Origin of the sequence: Alteromonas sp. 38, assembly GCF_902506055.1 — a bacterium.
Taxonomy (GTDB): Bacteria; Pseudomonadota; Gammaproteobacteria; order Enterobacterales; family Alteromonadaceae; genus Alteromonas; species Alteromonas lipotrueae.
This window is the reverse complement of record NZ_LR733300.1, coordinates 129,696-146,609: the sequence shown is the minus strand read 5'-3', so window position 1 is coordinate 146,609 and position 16,914 is coordinate 129,696. Positions and strand designations below refer to the sequence as shown.

Genomic DNA, 16,914 nt, shown 5'->3' with positions numbered 1-16,914 from the left:
GTGTAAAACACGCTTTTCATTCAACTTTTGGCATTAGAGCCCGTAATACCGCAATAAAGCTTGGTACGCCGAAATAACATTTTGCGCTGCTTCGTGGCTGCCCCCTTTGTCTGGGTGCACTGTTGCTAACTGCTTTCTGTAGTGTCTCTTAAGTGTTATTAACGTGATGGGTATGGCCTCATCTAAATTGAGTAACGTGTGACATTGCGCAATACGCTCTTTGGAATCAAAAATGGACTCAGCCCCCAGCATTCGCTGCCAAAAGCCATTCAATAAGGCGTCTACATCGGCTTCGCCAGTACTGGCCAAGTTTTGCCAGTTAAGGTAGTACTCTGCTAGCGGATCGTTTTTATCTAATGGAGTGGTGTTACTCACAAAGTCGTCTTGTCTGCTAGCTTTCAAGGGCAGTAGAACTATGCGTGTAGTATGAATATCTAGCTCGCCCACCAGAGCATCACGCCAGAGGTTTCTAAGTAAATATAGGGCATGAAACAAGATGAAGTGGGTATTAAACAAAGCGAGGGAATCGCGCAGCGCGTTGTCATTAAACAACTGATAGGGTGGCGACTTAAGTTGCGAAATTAGCGCATACTCTGTCATCCCTTCTTCAAACTCTGCTTTTTTTGTGGAAAGTATGTCTAACAACACTTCCACTTTCTGCGCATTCGTCGCGTTAAAAGAAGGTATTTCTTGGGCATTCCCCATGGTAAACCTCATGTTCGTATCAGCTTATAGCATAGCAGAGGTTGCTTAATTCCCCTTACCTAAAAGCGCGCCAGGGCTTCTTACACCTTCGTCATTTCACTGCTGGATATGATTTTTGTAACGCATCGAAAACCTTGCCCACAAATTTAGTGGAAAATTTGAACCAAAAGGGCCAAATGACTGTTAAAGTTATGTTATACAAAGCAACAATAATAACTAGGAGCTCCCTTGAAAGCACTCATTGCACTGACCAGCATTATTGGATTTTTAATGGTGGTATTACCGGGCCCGCTATATCAATACGCAGGCGTTGATTTAGGCACCGCATTTACCTCTCTGCGCTACGGCGTATACGTGGGTGGCGCAGCCATTATACTTATCATTCTACAAGTACTAATAAAACGTAAAAGCGTCAGCTGGGGCAGTACGTTTGTTTTCGCTATATTAGCGTTAATTGCCGTCGCCATGCCTGTTAGCATGATGGGCAAAGCCAGTACCGTACCGCCTATTCACGATATTACTACCGATGTGACCAACCCTCCGGCGTTTGTGGCTATTGCGCCGCTACGTGAAAATGCGCCCAACCCTATTACTTACGAGGGTGGTGAGGTAACACGCCAGCAAATAGATGCTTACCCTGAAATTAGAACCCAATTATTGGCGCAGAGTATTGATGAAGTCTTTGCAGCTAGTGAACAAACTATTGACGCACTAGGCTGGGAGCGTGTGTCTGATGGCGCATTGCCCTATACATTAGAAGCGACTGACATCACTCAATGGTTTGGATTTAAGGATGATGTGGTTATTCGCCTAAAAGCCAAAGACGATAACACCCTTGTAGATATCCGCAGTAAATCTCGGGTCGGAAAAAGCGATTTAGGTAAAAACGCCGAACGCATTGATATCTTTTTAACTGAACTTCGCGCTCAGTTAAACGCTAACTAATACCCACAGTTAGACAATAAACAAAAAGCTCAGGAAATACCTGAGCTTTTTTATACGCCACATTTTTTAGTGGGCTAATTTCAATACCACAACGCCTGCCACGATTAAGGCTGCGCCAAAGTAGCGTGCGATAGAAGTAGGATCGCCATAAAAAACAACCCCAACTAAAAACGTACCCGCCGCACCTATGCCAGTCCACACGGCGTATGCGGTACCTATAGGAATATTTTTTTGCGCCATCCACAAACAAAAACCACTGGCCGCCATAAACCCTATCGCTAACAGTATACCCATCACGCGGGTTTCAGCTTCTTGGGACAGCTTTAACCCCACCGGCCATCCTATTTCTAATAAGCCAGCCACAATCAAATAAACCCAGCTCATTTACCTCTCCTTGTTGCCATTGGCTGTTCATCGAACAACGTTCACTATTGACCTTTTACTACAAGCTAGCCAATTGAATGCTTACCGCCCCTAGTACGGCTGCGTTCAAGCGGTTGAACCAACGCCAAAACGACGGGCGCTGCATATAGTGCGCGAATTTAGCGGTGAGGGTACTTAGCCCAACAAACCATATGATAGATGCCCAAATTGCACCGAAGACAAACCACCATTTATCCAGTTGCCACTGGCTGGCTAAATTCCCCATCAATAACAGCGTATCTAAGTAAAAATGAGGATTCAACCACGTTACCGCCATAGCAATCAGGAACGCACGCTTAAACGACGTTTGCTTCTTTGACATTTCAAGCACTAGCGCATCTTCAGCCATAGAAGCCTTAAGCTTGTTAAATGCAAACCATAAAAGAAAGGCAACGCCGGCCCACTTAGTGACTGATACCAACAATGGATATTGTTGTAGCAGTAACCCGAACCCCATTGCGCCTAAACTTATAGAAATGGCATCGCTCACTATAAACAGCAGTACGAACAACCCTGTCCATTGACGTTTCAAAGACTGTTCGATTAAAAAACTATTTTGTGCACCAACGGCAATTATTAGGGTGCCGCCCATCACAAAACCACTCAACGCTGCCGCAAACATGAACTAAACCCCAAAAATTGAAATGAATGAATAAGAGGCGTTGATTTTAGCTACCCTTTTGAACTAAATTAAATTAATAATTTTTCTTTGATATTAATTTAATTAATAGTCCTAAAGATATCTATTTTAAAAAGAGTACCCGCTTTCATCATGCTTGATTATGCTGCCCTACACAGTTTTCGCGAAGTGCTTCGTTACGGCAGTTTTGAGCGCGGCGCACAAGCGCTCAACCTAACTCAGTCGGCAGTATCACAAAAGATAAAGCGACTAGAACAACAAGTGGGCGGGCCGGTTTTAGTGCGTATGAAACCGTTAAAAGCCACGCCACTTGGTGAACAACTCTTGTCTCACGTGCAAAAAGTAAGTGTGTTAGAAGAGCAGTTAACCACACGTAGCGGGGCGGCGGATCAGGTTTCGCCACTAAGTGTGGCCGTAAACAACGATGTGTTGGCTACCTGGTTTACTGAGGTGATGGCAAGATTTAGCGAAATGCGCGCTAACCCCGTACATATTTATAATGCCGATCAAACCCAAACCCGCACTCTGTTGCAGCAGGGTAAAGTCATGGCCTGCATTAGCCAAACAGGCACTCCTATTACCGGAGGACAATCAGTAAGGCTGGGTACCATGAATTATCAACTCTACGCATCACCTAGCTTTATTCAACGTTATCTTCAAAATGACGTAAGCCCCGAGCGGGTAATGGGCACACCGGGCTTACTTTATGACGAATTTGATGCCACCCTACTCACCGATTACCAGCGTGAATGTTTAGACTTTGCGCCATCGCTAACCACATGCCATTGGTATCCGTCGTCTCATGGGTTTGCAAAAATGGCCATAGAAGGCGTAGCGTGGGCGTTATTGCCAACATTACAAGTTAAGCAAGAAGTCGCATCGAGCCAGCTCATCTCGCTATTTCCTAGCAAACAATTAGGCGTGCCCTTGTTTTGGCATTGGACAGAGCAGGCGTCAAATGCCCTTGGCGATTTTAGCCAAGTGGTTAAACTCATTTCAAAAGAACAGCTAAAACCATGAAGTACAATAAACACATCGCGTTTTACCATCAGCATGCTTCAAAACTTGCTTCACAATACACTAGCGTGACATTTGAGAGTGTACATGGCGATTGGTTGTCACATATACCGTCGCTAACCCATACCAATATATTAGACATAGGTGCGGGGGCAGGCAGAGACGCAAAAGCGTTGGCCGATATGGGAAATCACGTTACCGCTATTGAGCCTGCAAGCGCGTTAATGCAGTCGGGCATTGCCTTCACGGGAGAGTCCGTGACGTGGATTAAAGATACCCTGCCCTTGCTGACATCTCAGAAGAAACAACACTATGGGTTAATTTTAATTAGTGCTGTTTGGATGCACTTGACCCACGTTCAGCAACAACAAAGCTTACAACGATGCAGCCAATTGCTTGTTGCCGAAGGGCACTTAGTGATTACCTTACGACACGGTGAATTTGATGACGAGCGTGTGGCAAATCCGCTGAACGAAAGTGATACCATCGAGTTCGCAAAATCCTGTGGCTTAACCTTAATCCATAACTTCGCCTCAAGCGACAAACTGCACCGCCAAGAGGTAAGTTGGCAAACCTTAGTCTTTACAAAATAAGCAGAAATGTCGCTTCACTCGGAGCACTTTTCATACTAACCTAGTGCTTGTTTGCAGGTTAATTTAGCGCAGTTAATTGAGCAAGGTTGTAGCCATTCGGAGGGCTTTTTGTGGCTGTAGTACATAGACGTACCTGTTTATTGATACTTTTCGCCGCTTTGGGGTTGCTGGTTAGCCTTTCTATTCCTGTGTCCGCCACTACTTCTGCGTCCGTTTCTGACACTACACTAGGCACAATTAGTGAGAATGCATTGCCTCATTTTGAAGAGGCTATTTTTCTACACCCTCAACAAACCTATCGCAAATTAGCCACGTTAGCACAATCAAATAACTTCAGCGATGAAGGCAAAGTTTGGCTTTTGTTGCGAAAAGCGCAGTCCGAAAGCGTATTAGCCCTTTACAAAGAAATGGACGCCACCCTTGTTGCTGTCGCACCGTTTGCCGATGTAATGACGAACGAGCAAAATGCGCTGTGGTATTATTTAAGGGGAAGCAGATTGCACCTTAAGGGCAATATTTCAGGCGCTATCGACGCACTGAAATATGCTGTTGAAGTCGCCAAAGAGGATACGAACAGTACGGTTTACGTGCTCGCCATTAGAGAATTAGGTTACGTATTTGCACTTTCTGGCGACTACTACCGCGCCACCCTTATACTGCAAGATGCTTATAAAAATCTCGTTATTTTAAACAACCAATTTTTTAATGGGTTGTTAGAAGAGAGTTTAGGCGACACCTACAACTACTTAGGCAATTACACAAAAGCCATTGAATATTACGAAGGCGCCCTTGTCTTCTTCGAGTCAATTGGCTACCAACCCCTTGTGGCCAGTACCTTGTTGGGGTTAGCCATTGTTAACCGGAAACTAGAGAATTGGAATGATGCACTTTCCTACTTCGACCGTTACGAAATAGCGCTGGATTTTTCTAGTGAGCACGGTGAAAAGTTCTACCTGCATTATGGCCGCGCCATGACATTGGCAGAAAAAGGAGAGTGCAACGTTGCTATTAGTGCCATAGATAATGCGCTGAGCTTATCGGGGCCCATCGATTACTACGCAGAACTTTATAAAAAAAGGGCCTTATGCAATCTAGCTCTTGATAACTTAGCCGCGGCAAAACAAGATTTATCGAAAGCGCGCACTATCTTTAACGGTTTAAAAGCGTTGCACAATACCCAGTGGCACTTAGAGCTTGATTACATTGCAGGTTTAGTCGCATTTAAAGACCATCGCTTTGAACAGGCATTTGAACTTATTCATAGGTATTACAAAGACTTTCTTGAATTGCAGCGTTTAAACAATTCAGAGTATGTCACCCAAGTACAAGCCACAATGGAAGCCGAGCGTAAAGACAAAGAAATTGCACTGTTAAGGCAACAAACACAACTTCAAGCGGCAACAGCAAGGGAGCAATCGCTTAAAGTACGGCAGAAAAATATGATGCTAGTAGGCGTAGTAGTAATCTTTGCTTTGTTACTTATTTTTGTGGTTTTCCAATACAAAAACTCAAGAAAGCTACTAGCCCTTTCTATTCGAGACGATCTTACTGGCTTACACAATCGGCGTTACTTCTTTGATTATTTTGAGCATAATCTAGTTAATTTAAGCCCTAATCACGTGGGGTTGGCGCTCATTTCTTTCGACATTGATAACTTCAAACATATTAACGACAACCTTGGTCATCACGTAGGCGATGAAGTCATTAAAACCGTGGCACAAACTGCGGCAAACACGCTACGTACGAATGACGTTATTGCACGTATTGGGGGAGACGAGTTTATTATCGCCCTTCCCCGCACCACACTTTTGCAAGCCAAAGAAATAGCCAAGCGAATCCTTGAAAATATCAGAAGTCACCGGTTTACCACTAAAGAAGGCGCAGATTTTAGTGTAACGGCGAGTTTGGGCGTGGCATATCATCATCAAAATAAGCTTATTGCCTTAGATGTGAAATCATTAATGGAGTCTGCCGACACAGCGCTATACCAATCTAAGCGTGCTGGCAAAAATCGCTTTACGGTGGCAGCTTAGGAAAATCGCGGGTAAGGCTTTATTTCTGGCAAAACTTACCTATTATTTGGGTAAGCTTCAAGAAAGGGAATTTATGATCAAAGCGAAGTTATTTTTTCTAAGCTTCTGTTTATTTTCATTTTTCAGCGGTGCAAACACGGGCTCTCGCCTAACTGCAACGGGCGGCATTACTGGGTTTGAAGGTACCGCTGGTGGTGGTATCACGCCTTGGGCCTTTATTAGCGGCTATGGCAGTAAAGAAGAAATTAACGGTACCGCGAATGTTCAATACCTTCATTTAAACGACTACACCTTAACCACCTTTGGTGCCAACCTTGGCATTTACGATCGCGTTGAATTAAGCGTACAACGCCAAAGCCTAGATATTTCATCCGGCATTACCAGCAATGTTTTCAGCTTACTCACCGATGGGGCAATTAGCGCCGCACAATCTACCCGTATCGACATGGATATTGTGTCTGCAAAAGTGAAAATATTGGGTGATGGCGTTTTTAATCAACGCACTTGGGTACCCCAGGTGGCTGTTGGCGCACAATATAAAAAACACCGAGATTTTGATACCACGCTTCTATTGCCCGATGGCACCGGCCCACTTCCTAATCAAGGTGTTGCACGCATACTTGGGGCGAAAGATGATAGCGGTACTGACTTTTTTGTTTCTGCAACCAAGCTTTATTTAGGCCATATTAGCGGTTTTAATTTATTGACCAATCTGACCGCCCGCTATACCAAAGCAAATACCTTTGGCTTACTTGGTTTTGCTAGTGAAAATGACGATAGTTATAAACTGGAGTGGGAAGGCTCTTTGGCGCTGCTAACCAGCCCGTCAACCGTAGTCGGTGTTGAGCTTAGAACGCAAACCAATCGCCTAGGCGGGTTAGCACAAGAAGATACGGTAACCGACGCCTTCATTGCTTATTTTCCCAATAAGTCATTTTCTCTCACCGCAGCTTATGTAGATTTAGGCAACTTGCCTATGCAGCCTAGCTCGACAGGCTTCTACCTAACTGCCACTGCTAATTTTTAAGTTGGTGATGATGAGTACCTATTTACATAAAACAAGAATAACGACAGCCGTAATTGCGCTACTTTTTACTCTGTTAGGCGGCATCAGTGGGTGTTCCAGCACGCAAACTGCCAAGCAAAATTCTACCAGACTGTACGATGAAATCGGTGGCAGTAAAACCCTTAATACTGTGTTTGGTGTTGCCATTAATCGCATCTATAAAGACCCTGTTATAGGGCATTACTTTAATGGTGTTCCAAAAAGTCATTTACGCAAACAACTGGTATTACAAACGTGCGAGCTTATTGGCGGCCCTTGTGTTTACGAAGGCAAGGCCATGCTAGAGACCCACAAAGACTTAAATATTAAAGAGCGAGAATTTTACATTTTAGTGGAGTATGTTCAGGGCGCTATGCGAGATGTAGGGCTAACTTATCAGCAAGAAAATCAAATTCTGCAAAAACTAGCACCAATCAAATACGAAACTATTTACCTGTAGTTTGTGGGGGCATCTAGCGGTATATCCGCAGTATGTTTAGCACAGCTAGGCATATGCGCTGAAACTATCTCGCCTTTCGTGTAAAAACCTGCCAAGTTCAAGGACAGCTGTATTAGACATTCGTATTTTTAAAGGTAAAAGTGCTAAGGTTAGTCTGTGAGTTATCAATAGGATACATGGATGAGCCTACAGCTATATATAGATAAACTTTCCAACCTTCGCGCTGCCCGTGCTAACGGCCGGGCTAGGCCTCACAAAATATGTATGATGTTGGCTGTGGCAGATTTAATCGAAAATGGTCACATATCCACCAATAAGATTAACTACGATAACGAACTTAAATCTCGATTTACCTTTTATTTTGACCAGCTAAAACAGGGCAATGATGCTAACAGCCCATTTTTACCTTTTCATCATTTGGAAAGTGAGAAGTATTGGCACCTCGCATTTCGCTCTGATAGAGACGAAAAGAACTACAGATTAAAAAGCGCATCAGCCGCTAGGGTTGAAAAGTACGTCTATCATGCTTACCTCGATGTCCAGTTGTTTGAATATCTACGATCACAAAACTCCGCGATACACTTACGAGCAGCACTTAGCACTAATATTGATCAACTAGAAGAACAATTTGGCCGCTGGATGAAGCTTCAAGGCAAATCAGATAAAACGATAAAAAATTACATCGGTGCAATGAAATCCTCCCTATCAAATTGGGCAAACGATGCACACATCACTAATAAAAGTCTAATTAGCGTTGCCTCTTATTTCGAATACAAAACTATAACCACCAAGCTTCGGGAGCTGAACGAATTTAAAGCGAACGACAAACGTGGAAAGGGAATGTACTCGGCTGCACTAAACGCATACAGTGCTTTTTTAGAAGATGTTACCCAAGTAGAAACCCAATTCGATATTGAAGAAATTCTGGCACAACCAAATATTTCAAATACAACTAAGGCAACATTGGTAAATACACGGTTAGGTCAAGGTGGATTTAGGCAGGAGCTCATTTGTCTGTGGGGAGGCTGTTCAATTACTAATTACCAAAATACTGATTTTTTAATCGCTTCACACATTAAACCCTGGAAAGAGGCAAGCAACAGTGAACGCCTTGATAAATATAACGGCTTACTTCTTTTAGCAAACTTAGATAAAGCATTCGATAGAGGTTACATAAGCTTTCTAGATACGGGCAAAATTGTCATATCAGAAAAGTTAGCGGAACCAGAAGTGTTAGGTATCAATTCTAAAATGCGAGTTTCGCTTCAACGCTTCCACCAAGAGTACCTTGCGTTTCATAGAGAACAAGTTTTTCGCTATTCAGCATAAGTGAAAACATCTTCTTTTTACCTGAATATTGATTAACTTAGCGTTCATTTTTCGTTCATCTCCCATCCCCTATTCTTCTTATTAGTTCCCCAACCTAATAAGGATATTCAATGTATAAACTTCTTATCGCTCCAACCTGTTTTTTAGCAGCAAGTGCTGTATTTGCGGCTGACAAACCCATTATTAATGCTCCTTCATACGACTTTGCACAGGTTTCATTGGTGCAAACGGAATTCGCCGATTTAGATATGTTTACTCCGAAAGGCTTTGAGTTTAAGGCAAGTAAAGTACTTGGAATGAACGTTTTTGGTGAAGCCACATACTTTATGGCTGATGACAAAACCCAAGGGGTAAACATGGATGTCGACCGCTGGAAAGTGGCAGTTGGCTATATTCACCATTTTTCAAATCGCACAGTACTGGACGGTAAAGTCGGCTATGGTGAAATTGATATTAAAATAAACGACAGTGACAATGCCGTTTCAGCCGGAACCGAGTACTTTACCGGTGAAGCCAATATTCGACATATGATAACAAGCAATGTGGAAGTCTATGGCGGATTAGAATGGCAAAAATGGGATGAAGGTTCTGATCAAAAAGCCTATAAGTTAGGCACACAATACCGTTGGGATTCGATAGCAGTTGGCGGTGAATATACTAAATTCTCCGATTCCGAGGTGTTTGCTGCCTTTGTTCGCTACACCTTTTAAAAACGTTTAATTATCTGATTAATCAAAATAAAGTAGTGAAATCCTTGTGTATTTCGCTGCTTTATTTTCACAGCTTCATACTATTGATGAATACCTTTAATGTGGTTTATGGCCTATAACATAGCGGCTTGAAGCACCCTTACGAATCATTAAAGAATAATCAATCGTTATGAGGAATTTGAACATGGAAGAATTTATTGCATCACTTGATGTTGATCAGTATCTCCCTGGCGCACTAGCGTGGGCCACCAATATACTACTTGCGTTACTTATATTAATTATAGGCATGTGGGTAGCAGGTAAAGCATACAAAGGCATGGTTGCACTAGCCGGTCGATACCCCCAATTAGACGACACCCTATTTAAGTTTTTTGGTAGCGTAATACGCTACACCATCTTAGCTTTCGTGGGCATAGCAGTACTTAACCGTTTTGGTGTACAAACCGCATCTATCATTGCATTGCTGGGTGCCGCAGGGCTTGCCGTAGGCTTAGCACTGCAAGGCACACTGTCTAACTTAGCCGCTGGCGTTATGCTACTTATCTTCCGCCCTTACAAAGTAGATGACTTTGTAGAAGCAGCAGGTAAGTTTGGTAAAGTGACCGAAATAGATATGTTCACTACCATTTTGCAAACCTTCGATAACCAACACATTATCATTCCAAATAGCCAAATTTGGGGCGAGCAAATTACCAACCATTCACACCATGAAATTCGCGGTGTAGATATGACTTTTGGTGTTGCATATGGTGAAAGTATTGATGCTGCACGCGCCGTTATCGACAAAGTACTCGCTGAACACCCCCATGTACTTAAAGAGCCTGCGCCGTTTGTTGAAGTAGAAACCTTAAACAACAGTTCGGTAGACTTCATTGTTCGTCCGTTCTGTGAAGGTCAGCACTACTTCGATATTCGTTACTCAGTGCCTGAGCAAATTAAGAAAGGGCTTGATGAAGCGAATATTGAAATTCCATTCCCACATCGTAAAGTTATTTTGGTTAATGAGACCAATCAATAACAAATCTTGATGTGATATGGATAAGTAGATACGCCTTTAAGTAGAAAATAGCTAAAAGCGACTGTTCAATGTTATTGAACAGTCGCTTTTTCCACTAAAGTTTGCTCGTAAGGATTGTTGCTATGTTTAAGCTTTTCGTTCTATTTTGGATTACTTTTGTTACTCACCTGACTTTTCCGCGAGTATCACCTTATCACCTCTACCGTATGACACATAGACAACGATGCTAGATAGCAGGGATGATTAACGTTAAATAAAAAATGTTTGGACTGGCTAGTAGTTTCAATTGGCAGTTATGTACCCATTTAGACCTTGGGAAGTTATTTGAGTATTCAAGCAAAATTGTGGCGAATAAATTCACGCTGGAAAGATGTTATACCACGCCGCCAATTGGATTTCTTGATAACGTTACACGCAATAAAAACGGATCATAAGAGCATACTATGCTTACGTACACGCGTAATAAAGAGAAAAAGCAGACTGTATGGGACATCATTTCCGTTCGCCGCGAGGAAGCCGACTACAAGAGGCCATAGCCAGAGGCTTACCCTATTCCATCTATTTACGTGTTGCAAGTTACGCTGAGATAACCAATGCAGAATTTGTTGGAGTACTCGGTATTTCGGTATCCACACTTAGTCGTCGGGCAAACACAGGAAGGTTGAGTGTTGGTGAGAGCGAAAAAGTAGTTCGCCTTATTCAGATGATTAATGCAGGAATCATACTCTTCGATGGTAATAAAGACAAAGCGCTATCGTGGCTAAAGTCCCCCTCACGTGGGTTGAATGGCATTCAACCTATCACGATGATATCGACATACGCAGGGTCAAACGAAGTTCTGGAGTTGATTGGCCGTTTAGAGAATGGTGTGTTTTGGTGATTGAATAAGACTATAGTATTCTATAGAAGAAGGCAAAATAGGGTTGATTCGTTATTGCTATACCCGTGTGATTGTGTCTATTTTGTATAAGGCACGCCTCGATTTGGACAGCGTAGCATCGGCCGGAACAGATTTAAGAGGTGCACATGCCTAGAGTGTCAAGAATTCTATTGAGCTTTATTTTATCAAGCAAAAATCCTCGGCCCGAAGATAAGGCGAGATTGGATAAGTTTATGAGTTCTTTCAGAGAGCGGTAAAAGAGAAGATTGCGAAAAAAACTCCTCACCTTCCAGAAAAAAATTAATAATTCTTTTAAAAACAAGATTTTATGCAAATCAGGGAGTAACCATGCCGAAAAATTCCAAAGAGGCATGGAAGCAATTAAAGAGCGACTCTAAAAGCATTTGGAGTATTTTATGGGGATAGAAAACTTTTTATGGCTTTGCTATTTCACGTTCCAGATCGAGGCCTAATGTCAAACACATCATAATAATATTCTAATCGATACTCATACCACATAATTACATCGATATATGAGTAAAAAAATCATCTACTTAAGAGAGTTTTCTGCAAATCGGTAAATGCCAACGATTGGCGTATTTATCCTTACTACTTTTTAGGCCTTATCTGTAGAGTGTAATTTCGTTTAGCACAGCTAAATAATTTGTAAGACTAAATTTAACAGTGTCTAAAAATCTTTGTTAATTTGAGTTCCTCAAGTTTGATTGGACGAATCGATTGCAGAATTTAACTCTTTATATTTTTTGCCGTAGAATTCTTCGTTTTTTTCATCCGAATTTAGTTTCCAAACTATTGTACTTTGAAAAAATATTTGGATTATCAATGTGCTATTTCTGTTGTATTCAGCAATTGCCCACAACACCTTATGGCAGCGGTTGAATAGGCTATCTAACTTTTGCCTAAAAGTATAATTGTAGATATATTTTAGTTTATCAATGTCAGAGTCCTTGATTTTGTCAAAGTCATTGTCAGCCACAAGCACTTCATGTTTCGAAATCGTTGCACGGCAATGGTTGTATTCGCTCTCATCACTTTTAATCACTGTATTGAATAATTGTATTTTATTATTGCAATTGGGGTCTCTACTTAACTCAAGTAGCAAGTTGTTCGCAATGGTTATGTGCCCATGCTTGCGAGCCTTTTTTTCATATCGTGCTAGTGCATTAATTTTATCACTTCCAAATTTAGAGTTCGCAATAATAGCATCTGACAATATGTACTCCGCAGAGTTTTTGTGGTGGTTGCCTCTGTTGGCTTTTGCCATTGCCACTGCCTTTTTTTGATCAACCGACTCCAAAAGAAGTAACTTTTCTCTATATTGTGTATCTAGCGTGACTTTGTCATTCTGAGGGCATTGCTCGATACTCATCTCTAAGAACCTGTTGGCCTCATCATAGTTAGACTTCATTCTGTGCGCATAAGCCATCTGACAATAGTAAAGATATAATTTGTCAGGCTCTACAACCTTTATATATTCAATCAAATTGCCGTACGCTGAAATAGCTTCTGTGTAGCGGGATGTATGGCTAAGCATGTATACATAGGCTCTAGCGGTATAACATAGTTTGTTTAGTTTTCGTTGATTCTTTTCTTTATCTTTCTCGCTCGTATCAGGTTGACCTAGAGCTTCGCTGCATTGTTGAATTGCCAATTTCAAAATGGTTGTAGTGTTATCCTCTTCCAAACTATAACCATAATGTAAAATTTTCTTATTAACAGCCCCTAATTTTAAGCCGTAGTTTTTCTCAACCACAGACACTCGCAAGTATGCATTGGCTATTTCAAATTGCTCTTCTAACGGCATTTTTGATAGAACATAATCTTTAATTATGGGATTTACTCTTACAACTACCGCAGATTCATCAATAAATATAGTTGTGGCTAATTCTAGTTCTAATAACTCCTTCGTGTTCTTGGGGCCAAGAGCCAGTCCCATCTTATCTTTTCTCAAATTGCTTAAGGTTTCACCATTTTTTAATATGGATAGTATCTTTAGCATTTTAAATGTTAGGCTCTTATTAGGGTCATTAACAAGAATGTTCAATTGCTTTAAAGTAGTATCTGGTATTGCTTCAGTCTGAAATGATTCATCAAATAAATCATTCTGTGCCAGAACCTCTGAGGTGGAACTTGTGTCTAGGTAATATACTAGCTTTTCGAGTTTAGAAAGGACTCCTTCAGACTTTTCGTGAAGCCTCGATACATCTACGTCAGAAAAACGGCCTTTACCAAACTCTTCTTTAAGAATTAGCCCGGTCTCAGGCTCGATGAGCTCTCTTAGTTTAATGTGTATTTTTTTAAACTCTTTGAGCTGCACTTTAGAAGTAAAGATGAAAACGATATTTTGACATATCTCTTCGAAGCTATTTGGTAGGTCTAAAAGATATGAAATTGCATCCTTATCAGCGTTTCCTCGTATTTTATCAAAGATAATAAAATTAACAGTTTCAGACTGCTGGCTTAACAGCAGGAGCAGTGTCTGCAAATTGTGGTTTGTATTTGCTTTAACGCTATCGTCGATTTGTTTCTTTGAAATGACTGAAGATAAATCAATTTTTACACAATTTGGTTTAACATCTTTTACCGTACTGATGATAGAAGAAATAAAGCTATATACTCCATTACCAAGTTCAGCCTCAATAAACACGGATTTATTCTTATTAATTAGGTCTATGGCTTTATTTCTGGTTTTTTCCCTAATTTTTAAATAAAAGGATTTGTTTTGAATATCGTAGTAATTAATGCTGTTTTGGCTTCGCTGTTGCTTTTCCTTAACCTCCAATTCCTTAGCTGTTAGTTGTAAAACACTGCCTTTGTTTGAAGACTGTAGATGAAGAGCGTCAGTGAATATATAGTTACAATCTATGCCTTTGTAGAATTGAATTCTGTCGCGCTGGATAGCGGGTTGTACAGATTTGAATAAGCTTTTTTCTTCAGCATTGATTTTATTTTTATCAGACTCATAAAAACACCAAGCAAAATTGTATTCTGCTTTAGTATCATTAACAATATCAGCCAACGAGCGCATAAAACTGTCTTGCCAACCGCTATATGCCATGACAACAAGATGGCCATCTGTCATACAGTTACGTATAGATGCTTCTATTCGAACCCTCTCTGCTTCAAGTTGATTCTTCGTGTGCATGGTATCGCCTTTGTCCCAAACGCCATGCAAGTGAATAATGTTTATGTAACCGTTACTGTTATCGTTTATATCGGAATCTGATACAACACTAATACTATTGTAAGCTATTTCGGCGTTCTTAAATTCCTCTTCAATTAAAGTATCGAAATTGGTGGTAAAAATATTCTTGACGTCAATTTTGTTGTCTTTTATTGCTTTAACAAAGCTTTTTATTGCGCCTGGAATTTTGTGAGAGTTTGATACAGCACAATAGTTAGACATTACAACACGTTTAACTATTTCCTGAGTGGCGCCTGCCCCCATAAAGCCAGAAAAGAATGAAAAAGACTTCTGATATATATCTGTCGAATCAGCGGAACCTAAATGTTCTTTGTACTCATCTAAAAGATCGTGTTCTTTTGCAAAGCATTCAATTATTTTAGTTACCTGACTAACGTTGGGTATACCAGAGCCATCTTTGATCTGACTTAGAGCTGAGCCAAATAAAAAAGAGACCTTTTTGTTCTTAGTTAAACGTTTTGTGAGAAGTTTCTCGGTATAAAATTCTAATTCCATTTATCCACCTACTACTTTAAAAGTGCTCGTTGGCAAACCTAGCCAATAATTAACGTCTTAATTTGTATAATAAAATTTAATATTTAGGCTGCCAATTCATAAAGCTAGGGCAAGGTTGCGAACGTTTCTATGAATCGACCAGACTTTACTAGATAGATTTTCGTTTAAATTCTTCTAGCTTTTCATAAGCCAGTGGAGGCATATTATTCGCTTCACCATGCTTGCGTCTAGAGTTATAAAACATTTCGATGTAATCGAATACGTCAGCCTTTGCTTGCTCAAGTGTTGTATAAATTTTTCTCTTTATTCGCTCTCGCTTATGTAGTTGGAAGAAGCGCTCTACTATCGCATTATCGTGGCAGTTTCCTCGACGGCTCATGCTGGTTTTGAGATTATGTTCTGTTAAGAAGTCACTCCATTCATAGCCAGTAAACTGACTACCTTGAATTGAGTGTATCAGCACCGCTTTGTAGGTTTTCGTCGCCATACAGCTGCTAGAAGCGCCTGAGTAACGAATTCAGACTCCATGCGAGAACTCATTGAGCAACCGACGACGGCGCGGGAGTACAAATCTAAGACGACGGCAAGGTAGAGCCAGCCTTCGTGGGTTCGGATATAGGTAATGTCGGTGACCCAGTATCGGTTTGGTGTTTCAACGGTAAACTACCTATTTAGCACGTTATCTGCGAAGACAGCTGGCTTACCGCTGTAATGCCCCTTGCGCTTGCTATAACCGATTTGTGCCTTAATACCCTCTAGCTTCATTAGCTTGGCTACACGATGCTTGCTGCACGATTCGCCTAAGTCCTTTAGATCGCTCGTGACTTTTCTATACCCATAGACACAGCCACTTTCTAGCCAAGAATGTTTAATTAATCCCGTCAAGCGTTCGTCTTCCCGCTGCCGCTTTGACTTCGGTTTATCCATCCATGCATAGAGGCCGCTTCGTTGTATTGAGAGCGCTTCGCACATCAATTTTGTGGGGTAATTCTTGAGCCTAGCTTTTATGAACGCGTATTTTTCTTTGACTCGCCCGCGAAAAATATGGTTGTAAGTTCAAGTGATCACTGCAACGCTCTTTAGGATGTTGTGTTCCGTTGTCACGCGTTTAAGCTCTTTTTCGAGTTGCTTAATACGGTCTGATTGTTCTTGAGATTGCTTATGTTCTTCACTATCTGGCCCGTAGGCTTTTATCCAGTTATAAAGCTAACTGCTAGTAACTCCCAGCCTCTCAGAAACGCTTGCCACCTAATAACCTTGGTCGGTAACTTGTTTAACGGCTTGTATTTTAAATTTTTCTGTAAATTGCTGAGACATCTTTTCATCTTAGTGCACATGATTATAAAGCAATTAAGTGTCTAGAGAAGACTGGTCTATTCACATGCTGGTTATATC

14 protein-coding genes and 1 pseudogene are annotated in these 16,914 nt (G+C 41.3%); 10 read left to right on the top strand and 5 right to left on the bottom strand.

The window, feature by feature from the left end; all coding sequences use genetic code 11:
* Positions 1-33 precede the first annotated feature (33 nt).
* Entirely contained in the window at positions 34-717 is a 684-nt protein-coding gene (locus tag FLAVO9R_RS00630) for a DNA-J related domain-containing protein (protein WP_232370550.1), read from the bottom strand.
* A 216-nt stretch (positions 718-933) separates the two neighbouring features.
* On the opposite strand from FLAVO9R_RS00630, the gene FLAVO9R_RS00625 reads away from it, so the two are divergent.
* Complete coding sequence (locus FLAVO9R_RS00625; RefSeq protein WP_159527977.1) at positions 934-1,650, top strand: DUF1499 domain-containing protein; 717 nt, start codon at positions 934-936, stop codon at positions 1,648-1,650.
* A 66-nt stretch (positions 1,651-1,716) separates the two neighbouring features.
* On the opposite strand, the gene FLAVO9R_RS00620 is transcribed toward FLAVO9R_RS00625, so the two are convergent.
* Positions 1,717-2,034: a DMT family transporter gene (locus FLAVO9R_RS00620; RefSeq protein WP_057794753.1), complete on the bottom strand. Its 318-nt coding sequence runs from the start codon at positions 2,032-2,034 to the stop codon at positions 1,717-1,719.
* A gap of 58 nt (positions 2,035-2,092) precedes the next feature.
* Positions 2,093-2,695 (bottom strand): LysE/ArgO family amino acid transporter, encoded by a 603-nt coding sequence (locus FLAVO9R_RS00615; protein ID WP_159527976.1) that lies wholly within the window; start codon positions 2,693-2,695, stop codon positions 2,093-2,095.
* A 150-nt stretch (positions 2,696-2,845) separates the two neighbouring features.
* Here FLAVO9R_RS00615 and FLAVO9R_RS00610 point away from each other — a divergent pair, with 150 nt between their 5' ends.
* The 9 genes from FLAVO9R_RS00610 to parS all read left to right on the top strand — a co-directional run bounded on the left by FLAVO9R_RS00610 (position 2,846) and on the right by parS (position 11,798).
* On the top strand, positions 2,846-3,733 hold the full coding sequence (locus FLAVO9R_RS00610) for an ArgP/LysG family DNA-binding transcriptional regulator (RefSeq protein ID WP_159527975.1): 888 nt from the start codon (positions 2,846-2,848) through the stop codon (positions 3,731-3,733).
* Complete coding sequence (locus FLAVO9R_RS00605; protein ID WP_159527974.1) at positions 3,730-4,323, top strand: class I SAM-dependent methyltransferase; 594 nt, start codon at positions 3,730-3,732, stop codon at positions 4,321-4,323. The genes FLAVO9R_RS00610 and FLAVO9R_RS00605 overlap by 4 nt, the downstream gene beginning before the upstream one ends.
* A 110-nt stretch (positions 4,324-4,433) precedes the next feature.
* Entirely contained in the window at positions 4,434-6,356 is a 1,923-nt protein-coding gene (locus tag FLAVO9R_RS00600; protein ID WP_159527973.1) for a tetratricopeptide repeat-containing diguanylate cyclase, read from the top strand.
* Between the two features lie 73 nt (positions 6,357-6,429).
* Positions 6,430-7,383, top strand: a complete 954-nt coding sequence (locus FLAVO9R_RS00595; RefSeq protein WP_159527972.1) for a DUF3034 family protein — start codon at positions 6,430-6,432, stop codon at positions 7,381-7,383.
* Positions 7,384-7,393: 10 nt separating this feature from the next.
* Positions 7,394-7,861, top strand: a complete 468-nt coding sequence (locus FLAVO9R_RS00590; RefSeq protein ID WP_159527971.1) for a group I truncated hemoglobin — start codon at positions 7,394-7,396, stop codon at positions 7,859-7,861.
* Between the two features lie 180 nt (positions 7,862-8,041).
* Complete coding sequence (locus FLAVO9R_RS00585; protein ID WP_159527970.1) at positions 8,042-9,190, top strand: HNH endonuclease; 1,149 nt, start codon at positions 8,042-8,044, stop codon at positions 9,188-9,190.
* A gap of 110 nt (positions 9,191-9,300) precedes the next feature.
* The gene (locus FLAVO9R_RS00580) at positions 9,301-9,900 is read left to right on the top strand and encodes a hypothetical protein (RefSeq protein WP_126872667.1); all 600 of its coding nucleotides are present in this window, start codon (positions 9,301-9,303) and stop codon (positions 9,898-9,900) included.
* 184 nt (positions 9,901-10,084) lie between these two features.
* Complete coding sequence (locus tag FLAVO9R_RS00575) at positions 10,085-10,918, top strand: mechanosensitive ion channel family protein (protein WP_057794772.1); 834 nt, start codon at positions 10,085-10,087, stop codon at positions 10,916-10,918.
* Positions 10,919-11,402: 484 nt separating this feature from the next.
* Positions 11,403-11,798, top strand: a complete 396-nt coding sequence (gene parS, locus FLAVO9R_RS00570; protein WP_159527969.1) for a type II RES/Xre toxin-antitoxin system antitoxin — start codon at positions 11,403-11,405, stop codon at positions 11,796-11,798.
* 715 nt (positions 11,799-12,513) lie between these two features.
* Here the strand turns inward: parS and FLAVO9R_RS00565 are convergent.
* Positions 12,514-15,519 (bottom strand): SIR2 family protein, encoded by a 3,006-nt coding sequence (locus FLAVO9R_RS00565; protein ID WP_201299230.1) that lies wholly within the window; start codon positions 15,517-15,519, stop codon positions 12,514-12,516.
* A 148-nt stretch (positions 15,520-15,667) separates the two neighbouring features.
* A pseudogene (locus tag FLAVO9R_RS00560) lies at positions 15,668-16,836 on the bottom strand (IS3 family transposase).
* Between the last annotated feature and the right edge of the window lie 78 nt (positions 16,837-16,914).

Bases quoted from the DNA above. Each gene is read 5' to 3' on its own strand.
- FLAVO9R_RS00630 (WP_232370550.1), bottom strand. From the start codon at position 717: ATGAGGTTTACCATGGGGAATGCCCAAGAAATACCTTCTTTTAACGCG.
- FLAVO9R_RS00620 (WP_057794753.1), bottom strand. From the start codon at position 2,034: ATGAGCTGGGTTTATTTGATTGTGGCTGGCTTATTAGAAATAGGATGG.
- FLAVO9R_RS00615 (WP_159527976.1), bottom strand. From the start codon at position 2,695: ATGTTTGCGGCAGCGTTGAGTGGTTTTGTGATGGGCGGCACCCTAATA.
- FLAVO9R_RS00610 (WP_159527975.1), top strand. From the start codon at position 2,846: ATGCTTGATTATGCTGCCCTACACAGTTTTCGCGAAGTGCTTCGTTAC.
- FLAVO9R_RS00605 (WP_159527974.1), top strand. From the start codon at position 3,730: ATGAAGTACAATAAACACATCGCGTTTTACCATCAGCATGCTTCAAAA.
- FLAVO9R_RS00595 (WP_159527972.1), top strand. From the start codon at position 6,430: ATGATCAAAGCGAAGTTATTTTTTCTAAGCTTCTGTTTATTTTCATTT.
- FLAVO9R_RS00590 (WP_159527971.1), top strand. From the start codon at position 7,394: ATGAGTACCTATTTACATAAAACAAGAATAACGACAGCCGTAATTGCG.
- FLAVO9R_RS00585 (WP_159527970.1), top strand. From the start codon at position 8,042: ATGAGCCTACAGCTATATATAGATAAACTTTCCAACCTTCGCGCTGCC.
- FLAVO9R_RS00580 (WP_126872667.1), top strand. From the start codon at position 9,301: ATGTATAAACTTCTTATCGCTCCAACCTGTTTTTTAGCAGCAAGTGCT.
- FLAVO9R_RS00575 (WP_057794772.1), top strand. From the start codon at position 10,085: ATGGAAGAATTTATTGCATCACTTGATGTTGATCAGTATCTCCCTGGC.
- parS (WP_159527969.1), top strand. From the start codon at position 11,403: ATGGGACATCATTTCCGTTCGCCGCGAGGAAGCCGACTACAAGAGGCC.
- FLAVO9R_RS00565 (WP_201299230.1), bottom strand. From the start codon at position 15,519: ATGGAATTAGAATTTTATACCGAGAAACTTCTCACAAAACGTTTAACT.